The organism is Mycobacterium sp. MAC_080597_8934, from assembly GCF_000523975.1.
In the GTDB taxonomy this organism is placed as follows: Bacteria; Actinomycetota; Actinomycetes; order Mycobacteriales; family Mycobacteriaceae; genus Mycobacterium; species Mycobacterium avium.
In genome coordinates this window covers 15,433-34,097 of sequence record NZ_JAOS01000018.1, presented here as the reverse complement: position 1 = coordinate 34,097, position 18,665 = coordinate 15,433, and the positions used below count along the sequence as shown (strand labels likewise).

22 protein-coding genes are annotated in these 18,665 nt (G+C 68.3%); 8 read left to right on the top strand and 14 right to left on the bottom strand.

The genetic code is table 11. From position 1 onward, the window contains the following. The 5 genes from NF20_RS27640 to NF20_RS08940 form a co-directional block, all read left to right on the top strand. Positions 1–217, top strand: a 217-nt coding sequence (locus NF20_RS27640) for a hypothetical protein (protein WP_081759510.1), incomplete at its 5' end; no start/stop codon positions are given. Positions 218–473: 256 nt separating this feature from the next. Then, positions 474–1,226, top strand: a complete 753-nt coding sequence (locus NF20_RS27185) for a hypothetical protein (protein WP_155947436.1) — start codon at positions 474–476, stop codon at positions 1,224–1,226. Between the two features lie 254 nt (positions 1,227–1,480). After that, positions 1,481–2,392: an HAD family hydrolase gene (locus tag NF20_RS08950; protein WP_019734351.1), complete on the top strand. Its 912-nt coding sequence runs from the start codon at positions 1,481–1,483 to the stop codon at positions 2,390–2,392. A gap of 44 nt (positions 2,393–2,436) precedes the next feature. Further along, on the top strand, positions 2,437–2,970 hold the full coding sequence (locus NF20_RS08945; protein ID WP_033712395.1) for an FAS1-like dehydratase domain-containing protein: 534 nt from the start codon (positions 2,437–2,439) through the stop codon (positions 2,968–2,970). Continuing rightward, positions 2,971–3,870 (top strand): cyclopropane mycolic acid synthase family methyltransferase, encoded by a 900-nt coding sequence (locus NF20_RS08940; protein WP_003873706.1) that lies wholly within the window; start codon positions 2,971–2,973, stop codon positions 3,868–3,870. 80 nt (positions 3,871–3,950) lie between these two features. Here the strand turns inward: NF20_RS08940 and NF20_RS08935 are convergent, their stop codons facing one another. The 9 genes from NF20_RS08935 to NF20_RS08900 form a co-directional block, all read right to left on the bottom strand. Beyond that, positions 3,951–5,039 (bottom strand): lysophospholipid acyltransferase family protein, encoded by a 1,089-nt coding sequence (locus tag NF20_RS08935; RefSeq protein WP_179944059.1) that lies wholly within the window; start codon positions 5,037–5,039, stop codon positions 3,951–3,953. Beyond that, on the bottom strand, positions 5,021–6,148 hold the full coding sequence (locus NF20_RS08930; RefSeq protein WP_003873708.1) for an SDR family oxidoreductase: 1,128 nt from the start codon (positions 6,146–6,148) through the stop codon (positions 5,021–5,023). The genes NF20_RS08935 and NF20_RS08930 overlap by 19 nt, the downstream gene beginning before the upstream one ends. A gap of 51 nt (positions 6,149–6,199) precedes the next feature. Continuing rightward, complete coding sequence (locus NF20_RS26190; protein WP_003402602.1) at positions 6,200–6,301, bottom strand: 30S ribosomal protein bS22; 102 nt, start codon at positions 6,299–6,301, stop codon at positions 6,200–6,202. Between the two features lie 134 nt (positions 6,302–6,435). Continuing rightward, positions 6,436–6,693 (bottom strand): cell division/environmental response transcriptional regulator, encoded by a 258-nt coding sequence (locus NF20_RS08925; protein ID WP_010950195.1) that lies wholly within the window; start codon positions 6,691–6,693, stop codon positions 6,436–6,438. Between the two features lie 138 nt (positions 6,694–6,831). Then, positions 6,832–7,707: a pyrroline-5-carboxylate reductase gene (proC, locus tag NF20_RS08920; protein WP_179944058.1), complete on the bottom strand. Its 876-nt coding sequence runs from the start codon at positions 7,705–7,707 to the stop codon at positions 6,832–6,834. A gap of 27 nt (positions 7,708–7,734) precedes the next feature. Further along, entirely contained in the window at positions 7,735–8,577 is an 843-nt protein-coding gene (locus NF20_RS08915; RefSeq protein WP_033712392.1) for a thioesterase family protein, read from the bottom strand. A 24-nt stretch (positions 8,578–8,601) separates the two neighbouring features. Continuing rightward, positions 8,602–9,444 (bottom strand): sugar phosphate isomerase/epimerase family protein, encoded by an 843-nt coding sequence (locus NF20_RS08910; RefSeq protein WP_033712390.1) that lies wholly within the window; start codon positions 9,442–9,444, stop codon positions 8,602–8,604. A 15-nt stretch (positions 9,445–9,459) separates the two neighbouring features. Further along, positions 9,460–10,428, bottom strand: a complete 969-nt coding sequence (locus NF20_RS08905) for a hypothetical protein (protein WP_033712389.1) — start codon at positions 10,426–10,428, stop codon at positions 9,460–9,462. Continuing rightward, positions 10,425–11,441, bottom strand: a complete 1,017-nt coding sequence (locus NF20_RS08900; protein ID WP_003873714.1) for a Ppx/GppA phosphatase family protein — start codon at positions 11,439–11,441, stop codon at positions 10,425–10,427. Before NF20_RS08900 ends, NF20_RS08905 begins: the two co-directional genes overlap by 4 nt. Before the next feature lie 118 nt (positions 11,442–11,559). Here NF20_RS08900 and NF20_RS08895 point away from each other — a divergent pair, with 118 nt between their 5' ends. Genes NF20_RS08895 through NF20_RS08885 form a run of 3 tightly spaced genes read left to right on the top strand, consistent with a single transcriptional unit; the run spans position 11,560 to position 13,824 of the window. Beyond that, the gene (locus NF20_RS08895) at positions 11,560–12,363 is read left to right on the top strand and encodes a hypothetical protein (protein WP_033712388.1); all 804 of its coding nucleotides are present in this window, start codon (positions 11,560–11,562) and stop codon (positions 12,361–12,363) included. Between the two features lie 19 nt (positions 12,364–12,382). Further along, positions 12,383–13,327, top strand: coding sequence for a hypothetical protein (locus NF20_RS08890; RefSeq protein ID WP_033712387.1), 945 nt, complete (start codon positions 12,383–12,385; stop codon positions 13,325–13,327). Further along, positions 13,324–13,824, top strand: coding sequence for an NUDIX hydrolase (locus NF20_RS08885; protein WP_033712386.1), 501 nt, complete (start codon positions 13,324–13,326; stop codon positions 13,822–13,824). The genes NF20_RS08890 and NF20_RS08885 overlap by 4 nt, the downstream gene beginning before the upstream one ends. Here the strand turns inward: NF20_RS08885 and regX are convergent, their stop codons facing one another. The 5 genes from regX to mshA all read right to left on the bottom strand — a co-directional run bounded on the left by regX (position 13,825) and on the right by mshA (position 18,636). Next, positions 13,825–14,508 carry a two-component sensory transduction protein RegX gene (regX, locus tag NF20_RS08880; protein WP_003873718.1) on the bottom strand — a complete coding sequence of 228 codons (684 nt, stop codon included), beginning with the start codon at positions 14,506–14,508 and terminating at the stop codon, positions 13,825–13,827. A gap of 155 nt (positions 14,509–14,663) precedes the next feature. Beyond that, entirely contained in the window at positions 14,664–15,893 is a 1,230-nt protein-coding gene (locus NF20_RS08875) for a sensor histidine kinase (protein ID WP_023900628.1), read from the bottom strand. Between the two features lie 164 nt (positions 15,894–16,057). Next, complete coding sequence (locus tag NF20_RS08870) at positions 16,058–16,807, bottom strand: phosphoglyceromutase (protein WP_003873722.1); 750 nt, start codon at positions 16,805–16,807, stop codon at positions 16,058–16,060. A gap of 51 nt (positions 16,808–16,858) precedes the next feature. Beyond that, the gene (locus NF20_RS08865; protein WP_023900626.1) at positions 16,859–17,365 is read right to left on the bottom strand and encodes a YbjN domain-containing protein; all 507 of its coding nucleotides are present in this window, start codon (positions 17,363–17,365) and stop codon (positions 16,859–16,861) included. Beyond that, positions 17,362–18,636, bottom strand: a complete 1,275-nt coding sequence (mshA, locus tag NF20_RS08860; RefSeq protein WP_009979311.1) for a D-inositol-3-phosphate glycosyltransferase — start codon at positions 18,634–18,636, stop codon at positions 17,362–17,364. Before mshA ends, NF20_RS08865 begins: the two co-directional genes overlap by 4 nt. Between the last annotated feature and the right edge of the window lie 29 nt (positions 18,637–18,665).

The following is an 18,665-nucleotide window of genomic DNA, read 5'->3' as shown; positions in this document are numbered from 1 at the left end:
CATGAGCAAAAGGATCGCAGGTAAGATTTTCTCGACTCCGGAAGAAGTCGGCGTTACCGAACCAACGGCAGAAGAATTAGAACGTGCAAGGAAGGACTTCGACGAATTTCAGGCTAAAGTCGATGCAGTGGCTCCCGAAAACCGCAAAACAAAGATTTCGCCCAAATTTTGGGATGACATTTCCGGCACCGAGTACGATCCCGAGAAGAAAGCTTAGCTCTCCACCCGTCACGGAAGCCTTGTACTTTTACTTATTGCCAGAATGCTGCTTCTAGGTATTCACCGTTAGATAGAGACCATTTTCGGCACCAGAATCTCACGTGCCAGGCGCCACACAACCGCAAACGACAGCTTGCCAACCTTCCTTGTATCCGTCGGGTGCAATCGGGCTGGATCGTCCCATACGAACTGGGCAATCCAACGCCACCCCACCAGCGGCGAGTGTGAAGCTGGATTCACGGTGGGCGCCGAGTGTGAACCTGACTTACACGCGCGACGCGCCGGCCGCGGCGGCGAATACCATCGCCGCGCCGTGGTGTGGCCACCCGACCTCGACTCCTGCTACTGGCACTCCTTTAATGAATACAGGAAGAAGGATGATTGATCTCCCTATTAATCTGAAAGAGTTTCCTCCAGAATTACACCGGATCGTGAAGTCGTGGTACTCATGGCAAGCAATCTACCTGCGCAAAATGCGCAAGCCTTTGCCGCAAAGCGGGGCCAAGGTAGACAACTCGAGTCAGACTCCAGACTGGGCGACGCGGCCACCGACGATGACCGACAAAGAAACCCTTCGCTTCCTTGACGATTACGAAGTTACCTACTTTCTGGTTCTTGGCAAGGACGGATACTACATCGACAAGAAATCTCGCGGTTCGCGAAAGAACTTATGGATGTTCAGGCGATTCGACGATGCCGAGAAGTACATGCTATTTCTAATCAGCCAAGAAGCGCGGCCGGCGAGATATAGCGATTCACCAAGCTATCGCTGGTATCAAGAGGGCCTACATCCGAGAATAACTCTTACGAAGCCTGATCCGGTGAATTATCCCGGGCGGGTCAGCATTACCGTCGACGGTGAACCAATTGACAGAGGTTGGATGCCCGAGCACGACGCCGTCGCAGCATCACATCTACTGCTGCTCAGTTTCGAAGAGCTCGACGGTGCGGTGCGCCAGGAAATTCCGCCCGATTGGTTTAGCTTCAACATCATCACCGCTACCTGAAGGCGCCGGCCCTCCTCAGAAGCCGAGGCCTATCGCGGTGTGAGCCAAGCGCCGAGCGTGGCGACGGGCGACGGGCGACGGGCAGCCCGCCGCGGGGCGACCGGCGGCGAGCGCCCAGCCCCAGCCCGCGCCCAGCCCCAGCCAGCCCGCCCGGCCGCCGAACCGTCAACGCCCCCACGCCGTCTGCCCGATAGGGTTGGATATCGGGCACCCGCTGGGTCGCCAGGCAGCACAGCGATCTAGGAGGTTCGGCGATGACTTCCTCTGACCCGGTCAACGCAGACCCCACCGGTCACGTTGACTTGGAGTCGCTGGCCGCTGACGCCAGCGCCGCCCGCGCGATCGAGGGCATGCAGGAAGCGGCTGCCACCCAGGACGACCGCCCGCAACCCCCGATCGACCTGACCGCCGCCGCCTTCTTCGACGTCGACAACACGCTGGTGCAGGGCTCCTCGGCGGTGCACTTCGGCCGCGGGCTGGCCACCCGCAACTACTTCACCTATCGCGACGTCCTCGGATTCATCTACGCGCAAGCCAAATTCCAGGTGCTCGGCAAGGAGAACAGCAACGACGTCGCAGCGGGCCGGCGCAAGGCGCTCGCCTTCATCGAGGGTCGGTCGGTCGAGCAGCTGGTGGCCCTCGGCGAGGAGATCTACGACGAGATCATCGCCGACAAGATCTGGCCGGGCACCCGCGAGCTCACCCAGATGCACCTCGACGCCGGACAGCAGGTGTGGCTGATCACCGCCACGCCCTACGAACTCGCGGCCACCATCGCGCGACGGCTCGGCCTGACCGGCGCGCTGGGCACGGTGGCCGAATCGGTCGACGGCGTGTTCACGGGGCGGCTGGTCGGCGACATCCTGCACGGCACCGGCAAGGCACACGCGGTGCGCTCGCTGGCGATTCGCGAGGGGCTCAACCTGAAACGCTGCACCGCCTACTCCGACAGCTACAACGATGTGCCGATGCTGTCGCTGGTGGGCACCGCGGTGGCCATCAACCCCGACGCCCGGCTGCGCGCCCTGGCCCGCGAACGCGGATGGGAGATTCGCGATTTCCGCACCGCCCGCAAGGCGGCCCGGATCGGGGTGCCGTCGGCGCTGGCGCTGGGCGCCGCCGGTGGTGCGCTGGCCGCTCTGGCCTCCAGACGGCAATCGCGCTGATAAGCTGCGCCGCGCAGACATTTTTGAGCGGAGAGCACAGCGGCATGACAGTCCCCAAAGAAGCCGAAGGACTTATCGGCAGCCATTACCGCGCACCCGACTACTTCGAGGTCGGTCGCGAGAAGATCCGCGAGTTCGCGCTCGCGGTCAAAGACGACCACCCCGCGCACTTCGACGAGAGTGAATCCGCCGCAGCTGGGTACCCCGACATGGTGGCGCCCCTCACGTTCCTCGCGATCGCAGGTCGCCGCGTGCAGCTGGAGATCTTCACCAAGTTCAGCATCCCCATCAACATCGCCAGGGTCATTCACCGCGACCAGAAGTTCAAGTTCCATCGCCCGATCCTGGCCCACGACAGGCTGTATTTCGACACCTATCTAGACTCGGTGATCGAGTCCCACGGCACCGTGCTCGCGGAGATCCGCAGCGAAGTGACCGATGCCGATGGAAAGCCGATTGTCACCAGCGTCGTCACGATGCTGGGGGAGGCCGCACACCAAGAGGCCGACGCGGCAGCGACCGCCGCGGCAGTTGCATCCATATCAGCAGGAAAGTCAGGAAAGTTAGGGGCGATATAGATGACGTCACAGGGGGAAACACAGCTCAAACCGCCCGTCGAGGCGGTCCGATCCCACTACGACAAGTCGAACGAGTTCTTCAAGCTCTGGCTTGACCCGTCGATGACCTACAGCTGCGGCTACTGGGAAGAGGGCGCCAAGACGCTGGAAGAGGCCCAGTACGCCAAGCGCAAGCTCGCGCTGGACAAGCTGAACCTCGAGCCGGGAATGACGCTGCTCGACATCGGCTGCGGCTGGGGTTCCACCATGCGCCACGCCGTGGAGGAGTACGACGTCGACGTCATCGGCCTGACGCTCAGCGAGAATCAGTACGCCCATTGCGTGGCGGAATTCGACAAGATGGACAGCCCCCGCCGCAAAGAGGTGCGCATCCAGGGGTGGGAGGAATTCCCCGACGAGCCGATCGACCGCATCGTGTCGCTGGGCGCGTTCGAGCACTTCGCCGACGGCGCCGGTGACGCCGGGTACGAGCGCTACGCCACCTTCTTCAAGAAGTACTACGACCTGCTGCCCGACGACGGCCGCATGCTGCTGCACTCGATCGTGGTGCCGACCCGCGAAGAGGGCAACGCGATGGGCTTGAAGGTGAACATGACCCTGCTGCGGTTCATCAGCTTCATCCTCAAGGAGATCTACCCGGGCGGGAAGCTGCCGCAGGTTAACCTGGTGGACAAGTACGCGACCGACGCGGGTTTCAAGATCGAGCGGCACCACTTCATCGGAAAGAACTACGTCCCGACGCTGACCGCCTGGGGCGACGCGCTCGAGGCGCACAAGGAAGAGGCGATCGCCCTCAAGGGTCAGGAGACCTACGACATCTACCTCAAGTACTTGCGGGGCTGCGCCGAGCTGTTCCGCGACGGCTACACCAACGTCTGCCAGTTCACCATGGTCAAGTAGGCCGGCCAACGTCGAGTTGTTGGGCCGAAAAACGGGTTAATCGCCCAACAACTCGACGTTCGGCGGGCAAGCCGAAGAACTCAGCCGAAGAAGATGTTGCGGCGGCCGGCCAGCAGCCGGTACAGCGTCTGCTGGATGGTCTCGCGCACCTGGTCGGTCAGCTCGAAGGTGACCATCGGGTCGTCGGCGTCGGAGGCCGCGTAGTCGCCGGTGTAGATCGGCTCACCGAACGCGATGTGCCACTTCGACGGCAGCGGCACCAACCCCATCGGCCCGGCCAACGGGAAGAGCGGCGTGACCGGGAAGTAGGGCAGCCCGAACAGCCGCGCCAGCAGCTTGACGTCGGTCAGCATCGGGTAGATCTCCTCGGACCCGATGATCGAGCACGGGATGATAGGCGCCTTGGTCCGCAACGCGGCGGTGACGAACCCGCCGCGGCCGAACCGCTGCAACCGGTAGCGGTCCTCGAACCGCTTGCCCAGCCCCTTGTAGCCTTCCGGGAACACGGCGGTCAGCTCGCCGGCGGCCAGCAGCCGGTGCGCGTCGGTGGTGCAGGCCATGGTGTGCCCGGCCTTACGGGCCGCCTCGCCCACCACCGGCAGGTCGAACACCATGTCGGCGGCCAGCAGCCGCAGGTCCCGGTGCGCGGGGTGCTCGTCGTGCACGGCCACCGACAGCATCAGCCCGTCGAACGGCAACACCCCGGCATGGTTGGCCACCACCAGCGCGGCGCCCTCGGCGGGCAGGTTCTCGATGCCGCTCACCTCGACCCGGAACCAGGACCGGAAGAAGACCCGCAGCAGGGGCCGCACGATCGCGCTGTTGAAATGCGGGTCAAAGCCGAACTCGTCGACGCTGTAGTCACCGGTGAGGCGCTGACGCAGGAACCCGGCGACCGCGGCGACCCGCTGCGCCAGCTCGTTGAGCGGCGCCTCCGGCGACGACGCGCCGGCCGCGCGGCGGTGATCATCGATCTCGCGGACCACCGCGGCGATCTGCTCGGCGGATGCGCGGCCGCTGGGATCGGACAGCAACGAAGGATGCTGGCGAGCTGACTCGGCCCGTTGATCGGCTCTCCGACGCGCCGCTACCCGACCCCGATTCGTGTGCAGTGGAATGACATTCGCTCTGATTTCACCCGCCACGATACCTACCTGACCCCACCCCACGGAATTGGATTTCGGCTACCCCAGCGCTGGGCCAGGGCTATGGCGCGACTCTCCAGGGAGCGTACCCGATCTGGATCGATTATGGGAGTCAGGCCGCGGCCGCGAACGTAGTCGTCGAAGGCCTCCGCGGTCGTCCATTTCGGCTGGTAGCCAAGCTCTGAACGCATCCGGCTGGTGTCCATCACGCGCCCGTAGCTCAAATAATCGAACTGATCGCGACTGATCTCGTTGTAGCGGTTGGCGCGCCGCAACGAGTCCAGCGCCCAGACGCCGAAACCCGGTACCGGCAAAGGAATCCGGCCGGCCCGCCGGATCGCCTGCGAAAGCATGATGATGCCGTCGGCGCCGATGTTGAAGGTGCCCGCCTTGCCGGCCATCGCCGCGCGCTCCAGCGCGCCCAGCGCGTCCTGCTCGTGCAGCAGCTGCAGCCGCGCGTCCCGACCGAGAATGGTCGGCACCAACGGGCCGGCCAGATAGCGCGACAGGGTGGTGTCCATCGCCGGGCCGATCATGTTGGCCAGCCGCAGGATCGTGACCGCGATGTCGGGCCGGCGCCGCCCCAGACCGCGCGCATAGGCCTCGATGTCCAGGCTGTCCTTGGCGAAGCCGGCCCGGAACGGCCGGCGGCTGGTGCTGTCCTCGGTGAACATCACCGGGTCGTGCGCACTGGAGCCGTACACCTCCGACGTCGACTTGAGCACCACCCGGCGCACCGACGGCGCCTTCTGGCAGGCGGCGAACAGCTGCATCGCGCCCATCACGTTGATCTCTTTGAGCGCCGCGGTGCCGCCGGACCGGGGCGCGTACGACGCGGCCGCCGCGTGCACCACGGTGTCGACGTCGCCGTTACGAATCACCTTGGCTATGAAAGGATTACGGATGTCAGCGCGGACGAATTCGGCGCGACCCATTCGGCGCAGCATGTCCTTGCTCGGGGCGATCGCGTCCACCGCGATGACCCCTTTGATCATCGGGTTCTGCGCCAGGCGAGCAGTCAGGTAGCCGCCGAGAAACCGGCAGGCGCCGGTGACCAACACGATTTTGGGGTAATGCACCGTGTTGCCGGCGGTGTCGTCCGGTCCGGAATTGTGCCCATTCGACGGATCCACCCGAACAGCCTAACGGCCGGGCGGGGCGGCGGCACCGGGCCGCCGACGGAGTTACTTGCCGAGTTTTCTGCGCTGCACCCGGGTGCGACGCAGCAGCTTGCGGTGCTTCTTCTTCGACATACGCTTGCGCCGCTTCTTAATTACTGAACCCATAACTCCGCTATCTGACCGTGGCCTGCTTCAAAGATTAGACCCGGACACTTTACCCGGCCGGATGCATCGAACACCAAACCGGAGTCGGGTGACCGCGCCCACGCAGGTCCGGTGCCGCCGCGCCGTCGCCGGGCTCAGCCGGCGTCGAAGTAGGACGTCTCCAGCATGTCGTGGACGGCCTTGGCGTGCACCCGGAACGACCGCCCCACCCGCACCGCGGGCAGTTCGCCGTTGTGCACCAACCGGTAGACCGTCATCTTGGAGACCCGCATCAACGCGGCCACCTCGGCGACGGTGAGAAATTGCGTCCTGCCCTGCTGGCCGTCGCCGGAACCGGCGTCCCGTGCCTTACCTGCAGAATCTCGCGCTGATGGCCCGTTCGTAGACGTCATCGCAACCCAATCGTGTCAGGCACGCGCATGCCAGCGGCTTCCCCTCCGCTGGCACCGACACGCGCTTACACAAGGAGAATAGCGGGACTAATGGGGTTACTGGTACTGGTGGGGGACAATCAGTTCAAAATTCTTGGATTACTCCGATGTAATTCTTAGCTGCTCAGAGCGCATTTTGGCGGCCTGGACGGCGGCGTCGACGGCCGCCCGCAGGCCCCCCCGCTCCAGCTCGCGCAGGCCGGCCGCGGTGGTGCCGCCCGGGGAGGTCACCGTGGCCCGCAGCTGGGTGGCGGTGGCGTCCACCCGCAGCCCGGGCGTCTCCGCCTCGCCCAGTCGCCGATCGGCGTCCATCCGCTCCAGCAGCATCGCCGCCGAGCCGGCCATGGTCTGGGCGGTCAGGTCGGCGGCCACCTCGCGGCTCAGGCCCGCGGCCACCCCGGCGTCCACCAGGGCCTCCACCAGCAGGAAGAAATACGCCGGCCCGGAGCCGGACAGGGCGGTGACGGCGTCCATCTGGCTCTCCGGCACGCTCAGCACGCCCCCGACCGAGTCGAACAGCGCCGAGACGCCCTCGAGTTGCGGGGCGGTGACGAAGCGGCCCTTGGCCAGCGCGGTGATCCCGGCGCCGACCAGCGCGGCCGCGTTCGGCATGGCCCGCACCACCGGTGTCCCGGCCGGCAGCCGGGATTCGAAGTAGCCGATGGTGACCCCGGCGACGACCGTGACGAACACCTGCTCGGCGGTGTCGCTCTCGGCCTGGCCGGCGGCGCGGGCGATCTCGGACATCACCGACTCGACGTCGGCCGGTTTCACCGCGACCACGACGAACGACGCGTTTTCCACCGCGTCGGCCACCGAGGTGACCAGCACCGAGTAGGTGTCGGCCAGATATTTGGCGCGCTCGGGAACCCGCTCGACCACCATCAGGTCCTTGACCTGCCGGCCCGCCCGCAGCAGACCCGACAGCAGGGCCTCCCCGATGCTGCCGCCACCGATGATCGCGATTCTTGCCATGCCGGACAGCATCGCAGACACCGCCGGCTAAGGAGCGGCAGGGACCAGGGCCAGCTGGCGGGCCTGCACCACCAGGCGGCCCAGGCTGTCGACGACGGTGTGGTCCTCGTCGAACCAGTCGTGCCCGATCTCGGTGCAGGTCGCGATGATGCGCAGCCAGCCGTCGGCCGGCAGGCCCCGCAGAAACGCGGTGAGCTGGATCGTCGGCGCCCAGCCAGTGCGGTCCACGGCGAAGGTGACCGGCGCCGACAGGTCGCCGCACATCAGCGCGAACAGCGCGTCCGGCGCCACCCCGCGGGGACGTGCCCACATCTGGATCACCGGCGGTCGCCCGTCGGCGCGGGGCTGCATCGTCGACAACACCGGCCGCACGTCGCACCCCTCGCCCAGGTGCACCAGGCCGGCCAGCGGATGCCCGGGCCCGATCGGTTCGATGTCGTCGGGCGGTTCGGGCGGCATCAGAGCCGTTACCGGGTTGGCCGACAGCAGCGGCTTGGCGCTTGCCGCCGACCCGTCGGCCGGAAAGTGCTCCGGCTCACCGAGATTGACGACGGCGTGCACGGCGGTCCGCTCACCCTGGGTGAGCTCGACGTCGACCACGCTGATCCGCCGGCCGCGCTTGCGGATCGACGTCACCAACCGCATCGGCCCCGGATCGGGCGCCCACAGGAAGCTGGCCGACACCGCCACGGGCTGCTGCCCCGATTCCGGCTCGCCGGCGCAGGCGGTGCGGGCGGCGTTCGCGCACAGCGCCAGCATCGCGCCGCCGTGCACCTTGGGACCGATGGTCCAGCGCTTGTCGAGCTCGCCGTCGTAGACGCCGGATCCGGCCTCCCGCAACGTCATTGCGGTGGTGAATAGCGCGTTCATGAACTCGGGGGATCTCCTGGGTAATCAGCGCAGCAGATGGGTGCGGGCGAACTGTAGCGATTCGGCGAGCATGGCCTCCCGCTCGGTGGCGCTGCGCGCGCTGGACGTCGACACCTCGAGGATGACGTGACCGGCGAAATGGCCGGCGGCCAACATCTGGCACACCTCCGCGGTGGGCTGGGTGCCGCGGCCGGGCACCAGATGTTCGTCGGCGGGCAGGCCGTTGCCGTCGCACAGGTGCAGGTGCACCAGCCCGTTGCCCATCCGCCGCGCCATGTCCAGCGAATCGGTGCCGGCCGTCGCGGTGTGGGACAGGTCCAGCGTGTAGTGGGCGTGGTGGCCGTCCAGCGGGTCGTAGGACGGCGCGAACGCCGAGATCGCCGGGCCGGGGCCGCCGCCGCGGCGGCGCATGCGTTCCAGCGACTGGCCGGCCCCGAAAAACCGGTCCGCCCGGAACGGGAACATGTTCTCCACCGCGATCATCACGTCGCTGGCCGCCTCCAGCGTCGCGACCTGCTCGGTGAACCCCTCGGCGTACCGCCGCTGCCAGCGGAACGGCGGATGCACGACGACGGTCTGCGCGCCCAGTTGTTCGGCGGCGCGCACGCTGCGGTCCAGCTTGGGGATCGGGTTGGCGCCCCACACCCGCTGCGAGATCAGCAGGCACGGCGCATGCACGGACAGCACCGGCACCCGATAGCGCCGGGACAGCTTCTTGACGGCCGCGACGTCCTGGCTGACCGACTCGGCCCACACCATCAGCTCCACCCCGTCGTAACCGAGCCGGGCCGCGTATTCGAACGCGGCCTCGGCCCGCAACGGATACACCGAAGCCGTGGACAGGCCGACTTTGATGGCAGGGCGCACTGTCTGTCGGTGCCGCTAGCCCGACTGCAACGACAGCGCCAATGGCCCCAGGGTGATCAACGCACCCACCGCGACCGCGATCAACGTGCTGGCGATGTCCTCGGTCTTGCGCACCACCCGCACCCCGACCACCAGGCCGAGGATGACCAGCACCGAGAGCACCAGGGCCACGATGCTGTTCCAGCGCCACAGCTGGTCGAAGGCCACGAACAGCCCGGCGCCGAACGCGACGGCCAGAATCGATTGCAGCACAACCACACTGCCGCGCCAGATCGCCTCGAGCCTGCCGGGCGCCGGGTGTGCCGCCTCGGCGTCCTCGTCCTCGAGGTGCGCCGCGTCGAGGTCCTCGTCGGTCAGCGTCGCGGCATCCGCGTGGTCGTCGTCGAGATCCTCGTCGAGGTCGTCGTCGAGCGCCGAATCCGATTGCAGATACGAGCGCACGTACGCGGAGTCCTCCAACGCCGGTTCGGCCTCGCGCACCTCGGAGTCCATCACGTCCACCGGAATGTCGGCGTAGTGGTCCATCGGGTCGGGGCTCATGTCCTCGGCGCCCGAGGATCGCCGGCCGGTGCCGTTGGCGGAGGGGCCCGGCTCGGGCAGCGGCCGCGGGTAGGCGCTGCGCTCGGGGCCGGGGGCGCGCTTGGGCTGCGGCGGCGACGTGGGCCAGCGCGGCTCGGGCTCGGACCAGTAGGGGGTCTTGGGCTCGTCTTCGGCTACCGGCTCGGCGGGTTCGGCCACGGGTTGGGCGGGTGCGGCCGTGTCGACGGTGTCGGTGGCGCCGGGGTGGTCGTCGGGCTCGTCGTCACGGATGACCGGGATCTCGCCGGTGAGCTCGGCCACGGTCACCGCGTCGCTGTCGCCGCGCCGCCGGCGACGCCGCCGGGTGACCGCCGGGGCGCCGATGGTTCCGTTTCTGGCCAGCAATTCGGCAACCGAGATCGGCCGAGTGCCCGGGCTCTCGGTCTCGGAATGCGGTCCGGTCATGGTTTGTCGCCTCTCGATCGGTTCTGATTCCGATCAACTACCTGACCTCCAGCATTACGCACGGACGGCTCCATGAGGGCCGTTCCGTCGGCTTCGCTGTCGAGTTTGCGCAAGATGAGACCTTCCCGTAACGCCCACGGGCAGATATCCACCGATTCGATCGACAGCGCTCGCATGCTCGCCTCCGCCACCAAAGCGCCCGCCACGATCTGCGGTGCCCGCTCGGCGCTCACTCCTTCCAGTTCGGCCCGGTCAGCGGTCGTCATCCTAGAGATGAAAGATATGAGTTGCCTGAGGCCGTTTGCTGTCAGCGTCCTTTTGACCCGCGGTCCGGCGCCCGAGGGCGCCGCCCCGGTGAGCCGCGCCAGCGAGCGAAACGTCTTCGACGTCGCCACCGTGAGGTCCGGGGTTCCGGCCTCCAGGATGTTTTCGCTGGCCTCGGCGAGCTCGGCGTCCAGCCAGTCCCGCAGCATCGCCACCCGGCGCCGGCCGGGCGGATCGTCGGGCAGCCATTCGCGGGTCAGCCGGCCCGCGCCCAGCGGCAGCGACAACGCCACCTCGGGCTCCTCGTCCAGGCCGCTGGACATCTCCAGCGAGCCGCCGCCGATGTCGAGGTTGATGATCCGGCCCGCACTCCACCCGTACCAGCGGCGCACCGCCAGAAACGTCAGCCGGGACTCGTCGACCCCGGTCAGCACCCGCAGCTCGACGCCGGTCTCCTTGCGGACCCGGTTCAACACTTCCTCGGAGTTGCCCGCCTCCCGCACCGCCGAGGTGGCGAACGCCATCAGCTCCTCGCAGCCCGAACTGTCGGCGATCTTGGCGAATTCGTCGATGGTCGAGATCAGCTTCTCGGCGCCGCGCTTGGTGATCTTGCCGGCGCTGTCGGTGGCCTCGGCCAGCCGCAGGGTGGCTTTCGTCGAACTCATCGGGGTCGGATGGCCACCCCGGTGGGCATCGACCACCAGCAGATGCACCGTGTTGCTACCCACGTCGAGCACGCCCAATCGCACGCCAACAACCTAACGGTGCCCCGATCGCCCCGCGTCGCGCGACCCGGTCAATCGCCGTGATCAGAGCCATACCGGGCCCGAGTGTCAGCGGCTCGGCGAGACCGCATCTTCGTCTAACGTGGAGGACGTGGCGAATTCGCACCCGCAACCGGGACAACCCGGACAAGAGGTCGAGCTGGATTTCGCCCGCGAATGGGTGGAGTTCTACGACCCCGACAACCCCGAGCACCTGATCGCCGCCGACCTGACCTGGTTGCTGTCGCGGTGGACGTGCGTGTTCGGCACGCTGGCCTGCCAGGGCACCGTGGCGGGCCGCCCCGACGACGGGTGCTGCTCACACGGGGCGTTCCTGTCCGACGACGACGACCGCGCCCGGCTGGACGACGCGGTCAAACAGCTGACCGACGACGACTGGCAATTCCGGGAAAAAGGCTTGGGCCGCAAGGGTTATCTGGAGCTCGACGAGCACGACGGCCAGCCACAGTACCGCACCCGCAAGCACAAGGACGCCTGCATCTTCCTGAACCGGCCGGGTTTCGCCGGAGGTGTCGGGTGCGCGCTGCACAGCAAGGCGCTCAAGCTGGGCGTGCCGCCGCTGACCATGAAGCCCGACGTCTGCTGGCAGTTGCCGATCCGGCGCAGCCAGGAGTGGGTGACCCGGCCCGACGGCACGGAGATCCTCAAGACCTGGGTCACCGAATACGACCGCCGCGGTTGGGGTTCCGGCGGCGCGGACCTGCATTGGTACTGCACCGGCGACCCGGCCGCTCACGTCGGCGCCACCCAGGTGTGGGAAAGCCTGGCCGACGAGCTCACCGAGCTGCTGGGCGCCAAGGCGTACGCGGAGCTGGCCGCAATGTGCAAGCGCCGCAGCAAGTTAGGGCTCATCGCGGTGCACCCGGCGACCCGGATCGCCGAGTAGCCACGACGTCGGGCCTGCGGTGGACGACGAGAAGCGATCGGCCGCCGCCCCGCGCTGGCGCGGCCGGCCGGGGCGCCTCGAGGTCTGGTACGCCACCCTGTCCGATCCGCGCACCGGCGCGGGATTGTGGGTCCATTGCGAGACCGTGGCCCCGCTGCGCGGCGCCGCCTACGGGCACGGCTGGGCCACCTGGTTTCCGCCCGACGGGCCGCCGCGCACCGGCCGGTTCGGGCCGGTGCCCGCGCACCCCGCCACCGGCCCGGACTGGTTCGCCTGCGCGGGCGTTCGGGTGGCCGACGAGCGGCTGAGCGGGCGGGCCGGAGCGCTGGCCTGGGAGCTGTCCTGGACGGACCCCACGCGCCCGCTGTGGACGTTCCCGCGACTCGCGTGGGAGCGTGAGCTGCTGCCCGGCGCGCAGGTGGTGCTCGCCCCCACCGCCGAGTTCACCGGCCGGTTGCACCTCGACGGTGCCCCCGCGCGCGTCGAGGGGTGGCGTGGCGGTGTCGCCCACATCTACGGGCACGGCAACGCCCGCCGCTGGGGGTGGATGCATGCCGACCTCGGCGGCGGCGACGTTCTCGAGGTGGTTTCCGCGGTGTCGCACAGGCCCGGGCTGCGCCGCCTCGCGCCGCTGGCTTTCGTGCGCTTACGGCTCGACGGAAACGATTGGCCCGCAAGCGTTTTGCCGTCGCTGCGGATGCGTACGCGATTGCAGCTGCCGCACTGGCAGCTGGCGGGCCGGATCGGCGGGCGCCGGGTGTGCATCCGGGCCGACCTGCCGCCGGAGCGCTGCGTGAGCCTGGGCTACACCGATCCCGACGGCGGCACCGCGGTGTGCACCAACACCGAACGGGCCGACATCCGCGTCGAGATCGACGACCGGCGGTGGTCGGTGCTCGGGCACGCCGAAGTGGGGCTGCGCGGCGCCGAGGCACCCGCCGTCAACGAGCGGATCCCGGCGTGACGCCGGTCCCGGATTTCATCGTCGAGCTTCGCCGGCGGATCGGTCATGCGCTGCTGTGGTTGCCCGGCATCACGGCAGTCACCATCCGCGGCCGAAAGGTGTTGCTGGTCAAGCGATCCGACAATGGCACCTGGACGGCCGTGACGGGCATCGTGGAGCCGGGCGAGAATCCGGCCGACTGCGCCGCCCGCGAAGTGCGCGAGGAAACGGGGGTCAGCGCGCGGGCCACCCGGCTGGCGTGGGTGCACGTGACCCGGCCGGCCATCCACGCCAACGGCGACCACGCCCAGTACCTGGATCACGTGTTCCGGATGGCGTGGCTGTCCGGGGAGCCCTTCCCCGCCGACGACGAGAGCACCGCCGCCGCGTGGTTCGACCTCGACGAGCTTCCGCCGATGACGGCGGACATGCGTCGGCGTATCACGTTGAGCGCCAACGACGATGAGCGGACCGTCTTCGACACCGACGGTCCGCCCCCGGCACGCCCGTCGGGCTAGTTAGCCTTCCAGCTTGTAGCCCAGCCCGCGCACCGTCACCAGGTGCACCGGGTTGGCCGGGTCGGCTTCGATCTTGGAGCGCAGCCGCTTGACGTGCACGTCGAGCGTCTTGGTGTCGCCGACGTAGTCGGCGCCCCACACCCGGTCGATCAGCTGGCCGCGGGTCAGCACCCGGCCGCTGTTGCGCATCAGGTACTCGAGCAGGTCGAATTCCTTGAGCGGCAACGTGATCGTGTCACCGTTGACCGAAACCACGTGGCGTTCGACGTCCATCCGCACCGGGCCGGATTCGAGCACGCCGTCGCTGATCTCGGAGTCGTCGTCACCGCCGCGGCGCAGCACCGCCCGGATCCGCGCGATCAGCTCCCGCGCCGAATACGGCTTGGTCACGTAGTCATCGGCGCCGAGCTCGAGGCCGACGACCTTGTCGATCTCGCTGTCCCGGGCGGTCACCATGATCACCGGCACGCTGGAACGCGCGCGCAGCTGCTTGCAGACGTCGGTGCCCGACATCCCGGGGAGCATCAGGTCGAGCAGCACGATGTCGGCGCCGGCCCGATCGAACTCGGCGAGCGCGGCGGACCCGTCGGTCACCACGGTGGCCTCGAAGCCCTCCTTACGGAGCAGGAAGGCCAGCGGGTCGGCCAGCGACTCCTCGTCCTCGACAATCAGCACACTGGTCATCGGCGCGATTCCTCCTCATCGCTGCGCTCTGCATCGTCATACGCGCGAGTCATCGGCGCGATTCCTCCTCATCGCTGCGCTCTGCATCGTCATACGCGCGGGTCATCGGCGCGATTCCTCCTCATCGCTACGCTCTGCATCGTCATACGCGCGGGTCATCGGCTTAGTTCTTCCTCTCGTTGGGAACGGTTGGGCCGCACGTCACGACCCTGCGGCTGCTCGGATTCGCCGTCGCCCCGATCCGGCGCCACGGCCGCCGGAATGGACAGGGTGAATGTCGATCCGGTGCCCGGCTTGCTCCACACCCCGATGGTGCCGTTGTGATTGGCCGCGACGTGCTTGACGATGGCCAGGCCCAGGCCGCTGCCGCCGGTGGCGCGTGAGCGCGCCTTGTCCCCCCGGAAGAACCGCTCGAAAACCCGCTCCTGATCCTCCAGCGCGATGCCGATGCCGCGGTCGGTGACGGCGATCTCGATGTTGTCGCCGCGGCGGCGACGGCTGATCGACACCGGCGAGCCCGGCGGCGAATAGGCGATGGCATTGGACACCAGGTTCGCCAACGCGGTGACCAACAGCGTCTCGTCGCCCAGCACCCGCAAACCGCTGGGGGCGTCGGTCCGGACCTCGATGTTGGCGTTGTCGGCCGCCACCTTGTGGCGCGAAATCGCTTCGTTCACAACACTGTCCACGTTGACCTCGGTGACGTTGGTCAACCGCTCGGCGCCCTGCAGCCGGGATAGCTCGATCAGCTCGGCAACCATGTCGCCCAGCCGGTTGGCCTCGACCAGCACCTTCTCGGCGAACCGGCGCACGGTCTCGGAGTCGTCGGCCGACGCCAGCAGCGCCTCGGCGAGCAGCGCCATGGCCCCCACCGGCGTCTTGAGCTCGTGGCTGACGTTGGCCACGAAGTCGCGCCGGGTCGCCTCCATCCGGGCATAGTCGGACTGGTCGTGGGCGAACACCACGGCGAACCGGCGGTCTTGCTCGCTGAGCAACCGCGCCTGCCCGTGCACCGACAGTCCGGCCCGGCCCCCGGACCGTTTCGCCGGCCGCAGGTCGAATTCCACGTCGACACCGGTCAGCGCCTGCTGCGCGGCCTCCCATGCCTGGTCATCGAGCTGGCGGTCGCGCACCAGGCCCAGCTCCTTGGCCCGGTCGTTGAGGTAGACGACGTCGCGGTGGGCGTCCACCACCGCCGCGCCCAGCGGCATCAGCGCCACGATGCGTTCCAGCATTTGCGCGACGGTGATCCCGGTCCATTCGGTGCTGATCCGCTGGCGGCGCTGCGCCGCCCGCGGGGACAACCGGGTCCCGACCGCCACACCTGCGGCCAGTGCCAGCACGGACAAGACCCCGGCCAGCAACAGTGCCGAGAACACAGTCACATAGCAAATCCTACAAATCTTCCTGAACGCTGCCCTAGCGGAACGAGGCCAAAATCGGACAAGTCACACCTTGCGTAACAGGTGTTCTGCTTCCGTTCACGTGCTGTTTGGCAAATGGGGCTTTCGGCGCACCCCTGGGCAGCCTCCCGGCGGGGTTCGACGCCTCAGCCGCGCCCCTGGCTGGCAACCGCGGCGGCGCCGGCGGCGGCCGCCTCGGGGTCGAGGTAGGTGCCGCCGGGAACCAGCGGCCGCAGCCGGGCGTCCAAGTCGTAGCGCAGCGGGATGCCGGTCGGGATGTTCAGCCCCACGACGTCGTCGTCGGACATCTGATCGAGGTGCTTGACCAGGGCGCGCAGCGAGTTGCCGTGCGCGACGATCAGCACCGTCTTGCCGCTGCGCAGGTCCGGGACGATGACATCGGTGAAGTACGGCAGGAACCGGACGACCACGTCGGCCAGGCACTCGGTCAGCGGCCCGCCGCCGATGTCGGCGTAGCGCGGATCGGCGTCCTGGCTGTAGGTGCTGCCCCGCTCGATCGGCGGCGGCGGCGTGTCATAGCTGCGTCGCCAGGCCATGAACTGCTCCTCGCCGTAGCGCGCCTTCGTCTCGGCCTTGTCCAGGCCCTGCAGCGCCCCGTAGTGGCGTTCGTTGAGCCGCCAGCTGCGCCGCACCGGGATCCACAGCCGGTCCGCGGCGTCCAGGGCCAGATGCGCGGTGGTGATCGCGCGGCGCAGCAGCGACGTGTAGAGCACGTCGGGCAGCAGGCCCTGCTCGGCCAGCAGCTCGCCGCTGCGCACCGCTTCGGCGCGGCCCTTGTCGGTCAGCCCGACGTCCACCCAACCGGTGAACAGGTTCAGCGAGTTCCATTCGCTTTCGCCGTGGCGCAGCAGTACCAGCGTGGCAGTCTCACCCATGCCGGTTAGTCTCTCACGCACCCGAAAAGCGCTGCCGGGCGTGGCCCCGGGCTAACCCTCGTCGTCGATCAGATGAGCAAAGGCCTGCAGGTTCTTCAGCGACTCGCCGCGCGACACCCGCCACTCCCACTCTTTCTGGATCGACGAGCGAAAACCCAACTCCAGCAACGTGTTGAAGTCCGAGTCCACCGCTTCGAGCACCTGCCCGAGCACCCGGTCGATCTCGTCGCCGCTGACCGACGCCAGCGACATGCGGCCCACCAGGTAGATGTCGCCGACGTTGTCCAGGGTGTAGGCCACGCCGTAGAGGCGGCGGTTGCGTTTGAGCAGGAACCGGTACACGCCCTCGTGGTTCTCGTCCGGTTTGCGGCACACGAACGCCTCGACGCGCACCGAGTGCTCGCCGACGCTCAGGATGGTGTTGGTCTTGAGCTTGCGCTCGCCGGGCAGTTCCACCACCAGGCCCGACGGACCGCCATGCGCCCCAGCGTGTTTCGAGTAGGTCAGGCCGCTGGCCTGCAGCGTGTCCTCGATCACCCGCTCGACGGTGGCGCTCATGCGCCCACCCCCCGGCGCTCGGTCGTGTACTCGCGGATCGCGCGCCGGTAGCTGGCCAGCAGCGCGTCGGTGGTGTGGTCCCAGGAGAAGGTGGCGGCGTGCGCGGCGGCCGCGCGGCTCATCGCCGCGGCCGCCGGGGCGGGCGCGCGCAGCAGCCCGGCCAGCGCGTCGGCCCAGTGGTCGACGTCGTGCCCGGCCACCAGGGTGCCTGTGACGCCGTCGCGCACGGCCACCGGCAGCCCGCCGACCGCGGCCGCGGCCACCGGGGTGCCGCATGCCTGCGCCTCCAGCGCCACCAGGCCGAAGGACTCCGAATAGCTCGGCACTGCAACAAGATTGGCCGCCTGGAACAGGGTGGCCAGGTTCGGGCGGGACTGCGGGGGCAGGAACGTGACCCGCGCGGAGATGCCGAGTTCGTCGGCCAGCCGGGCCAATCCGTCCGGCGAGGCCAGGCCGGTGCCCGACGGCCCGCCGGCCACCACGATGCGCACCCCGGGCAGTTTCGCGGCGGCACGCAACACGATGTCGGGGGCCTTCAGCGGCTGGATGCGGCCGACGAACGCCACGATGTCCTCGTCGAGCGGCAGCCCCAGCGCGGCCCGGGCGGCGCGGCGGTCGCCGGGCCGGAACACGTCGAGGTCGACCCCGGGATGCACGACGTCGATCCTGGCCGGGTCGGCGTGGTGGATCGAAATCAGTTGCCGCGCTTCGTCGTCGGTGTTGACGATGAGCCGGTCGGCCTCGTCGACCACCTGCTGCTCGCCCACCGTGCGCAGCGGCGGCTCGGGCGAATCCCCTTGCGCCAGCGCGGCATTCTTCACCGCGGCCAGGGTGTGCGCGGTGTGCACCAGCGGCACCGCCCAGCGGTCGCGCGCCAGCCAGCCGACCTGCCCGGACAGCCAGTAGTGCGAGTGCACGATGTCGTAGTAACCCGGCTCGTGCGACGCTTCGGCGCGCAGCACCCCGGCCGCGAACGCGCACAGCTGGGTGGGCAGGTCGTATTTGTCCAGGCCCTCGAACGGCCCGGCCACCACGTTGCGCACCAGCACGCCGGGCGCCACCCGCTGCACCGGCGGGTCGGCCGAGGCGGTCGCCCGGGTGAAGATCTCCACCTCGATGCCGCGGCGTGCCAGGTGCAGGGCGGTCTGCAGCACGTAGACGTTCATGCCGCCCGCGTCGCCGGTGCCGGGCTGGGCCAGTGGGGAGGTGTGGACCGCCAGCACGGCCACCCGGCGCGGCTCATTCAGCCGGAAGACGTCATCGTGCCGCACTCTGTCATCTTTACAGGATGGTTCGCCGC

Coding starts and splice junctions, on each gene's coding strand:
- NF20_RS08865 (WP_023900626.1), bottom strand. CDS start 17,365: ATGAGCGCCACCGTCGAGCGGGTGATCGAGGACACGCTGCAGGCCAGC.
- NF20_RS08870 (WP_003873722.1), bottom strand. CDS start 16,807: ATGGGTGAGACTGCCACGCTGGTACTGCTGCGCCACGGCGAAAGCGAA.
- NF20_RS26190 (WP_003402602.1), bottom strand. CDS start 6,301: ATGGGTTCAGTAATTAAGAAGCGGCGCAAGCGTATGTCGAAGAAGAAG.
- NF20_RS08905 (WP_033712389.1), bottom strand. CDS start 10,428: ATGACCGGACCGCATTCCGAGACCGAGAGCCCGGGCACTCGGCCGATC.
- NF20_RS08950 (WP_019734351.1), top strand. CDS start 1,481: ATGACTTCCTCTGACCCGGTCAACGCAGACCCCACCGGTCACGTTGAC.
- regX (WP_003873718.1), bottom strand. CDS start 14,508: ATGACCAGTGTGCTGATTGTCGAGGACGAGGAGTCGCTGGCCGACCCG.
- NF20_RS08915 (WP_033712392.1), bottom strand. CDS start 8,577: ATGAACGCGCTATTCACCACCGCAATGACGTTGCGGGAGGCCGGATCC.
- proC (WP_179944058.1), bottom strand. CDS start 7,707: ATGGCAAGAATCGCGATCATCGGTGGCGGCAGCATCGGGGAGGCCCTG.
- NF20_RS08945 (WP_033712395.1), top strand. CDS start 2,437: ATGACAGTCCCCAAAGAAGCCGAAGGACTTATCGGCAGCCATTACCGC.
- NF20_RS08940 (WP_003873706.1), top strand. CDS start 2,971: ATGACGTCACAGGGGGAAACACAGCTCAAACCGCCCGTCGAGGCGGTC.
- NF20_RS08925 (WP_010950195.1), bottom strand. CDS start 6,693: ATGACGTCTACGAACGGGCCATCAGCGCGAGATTCTGCAGGTAAGGCA.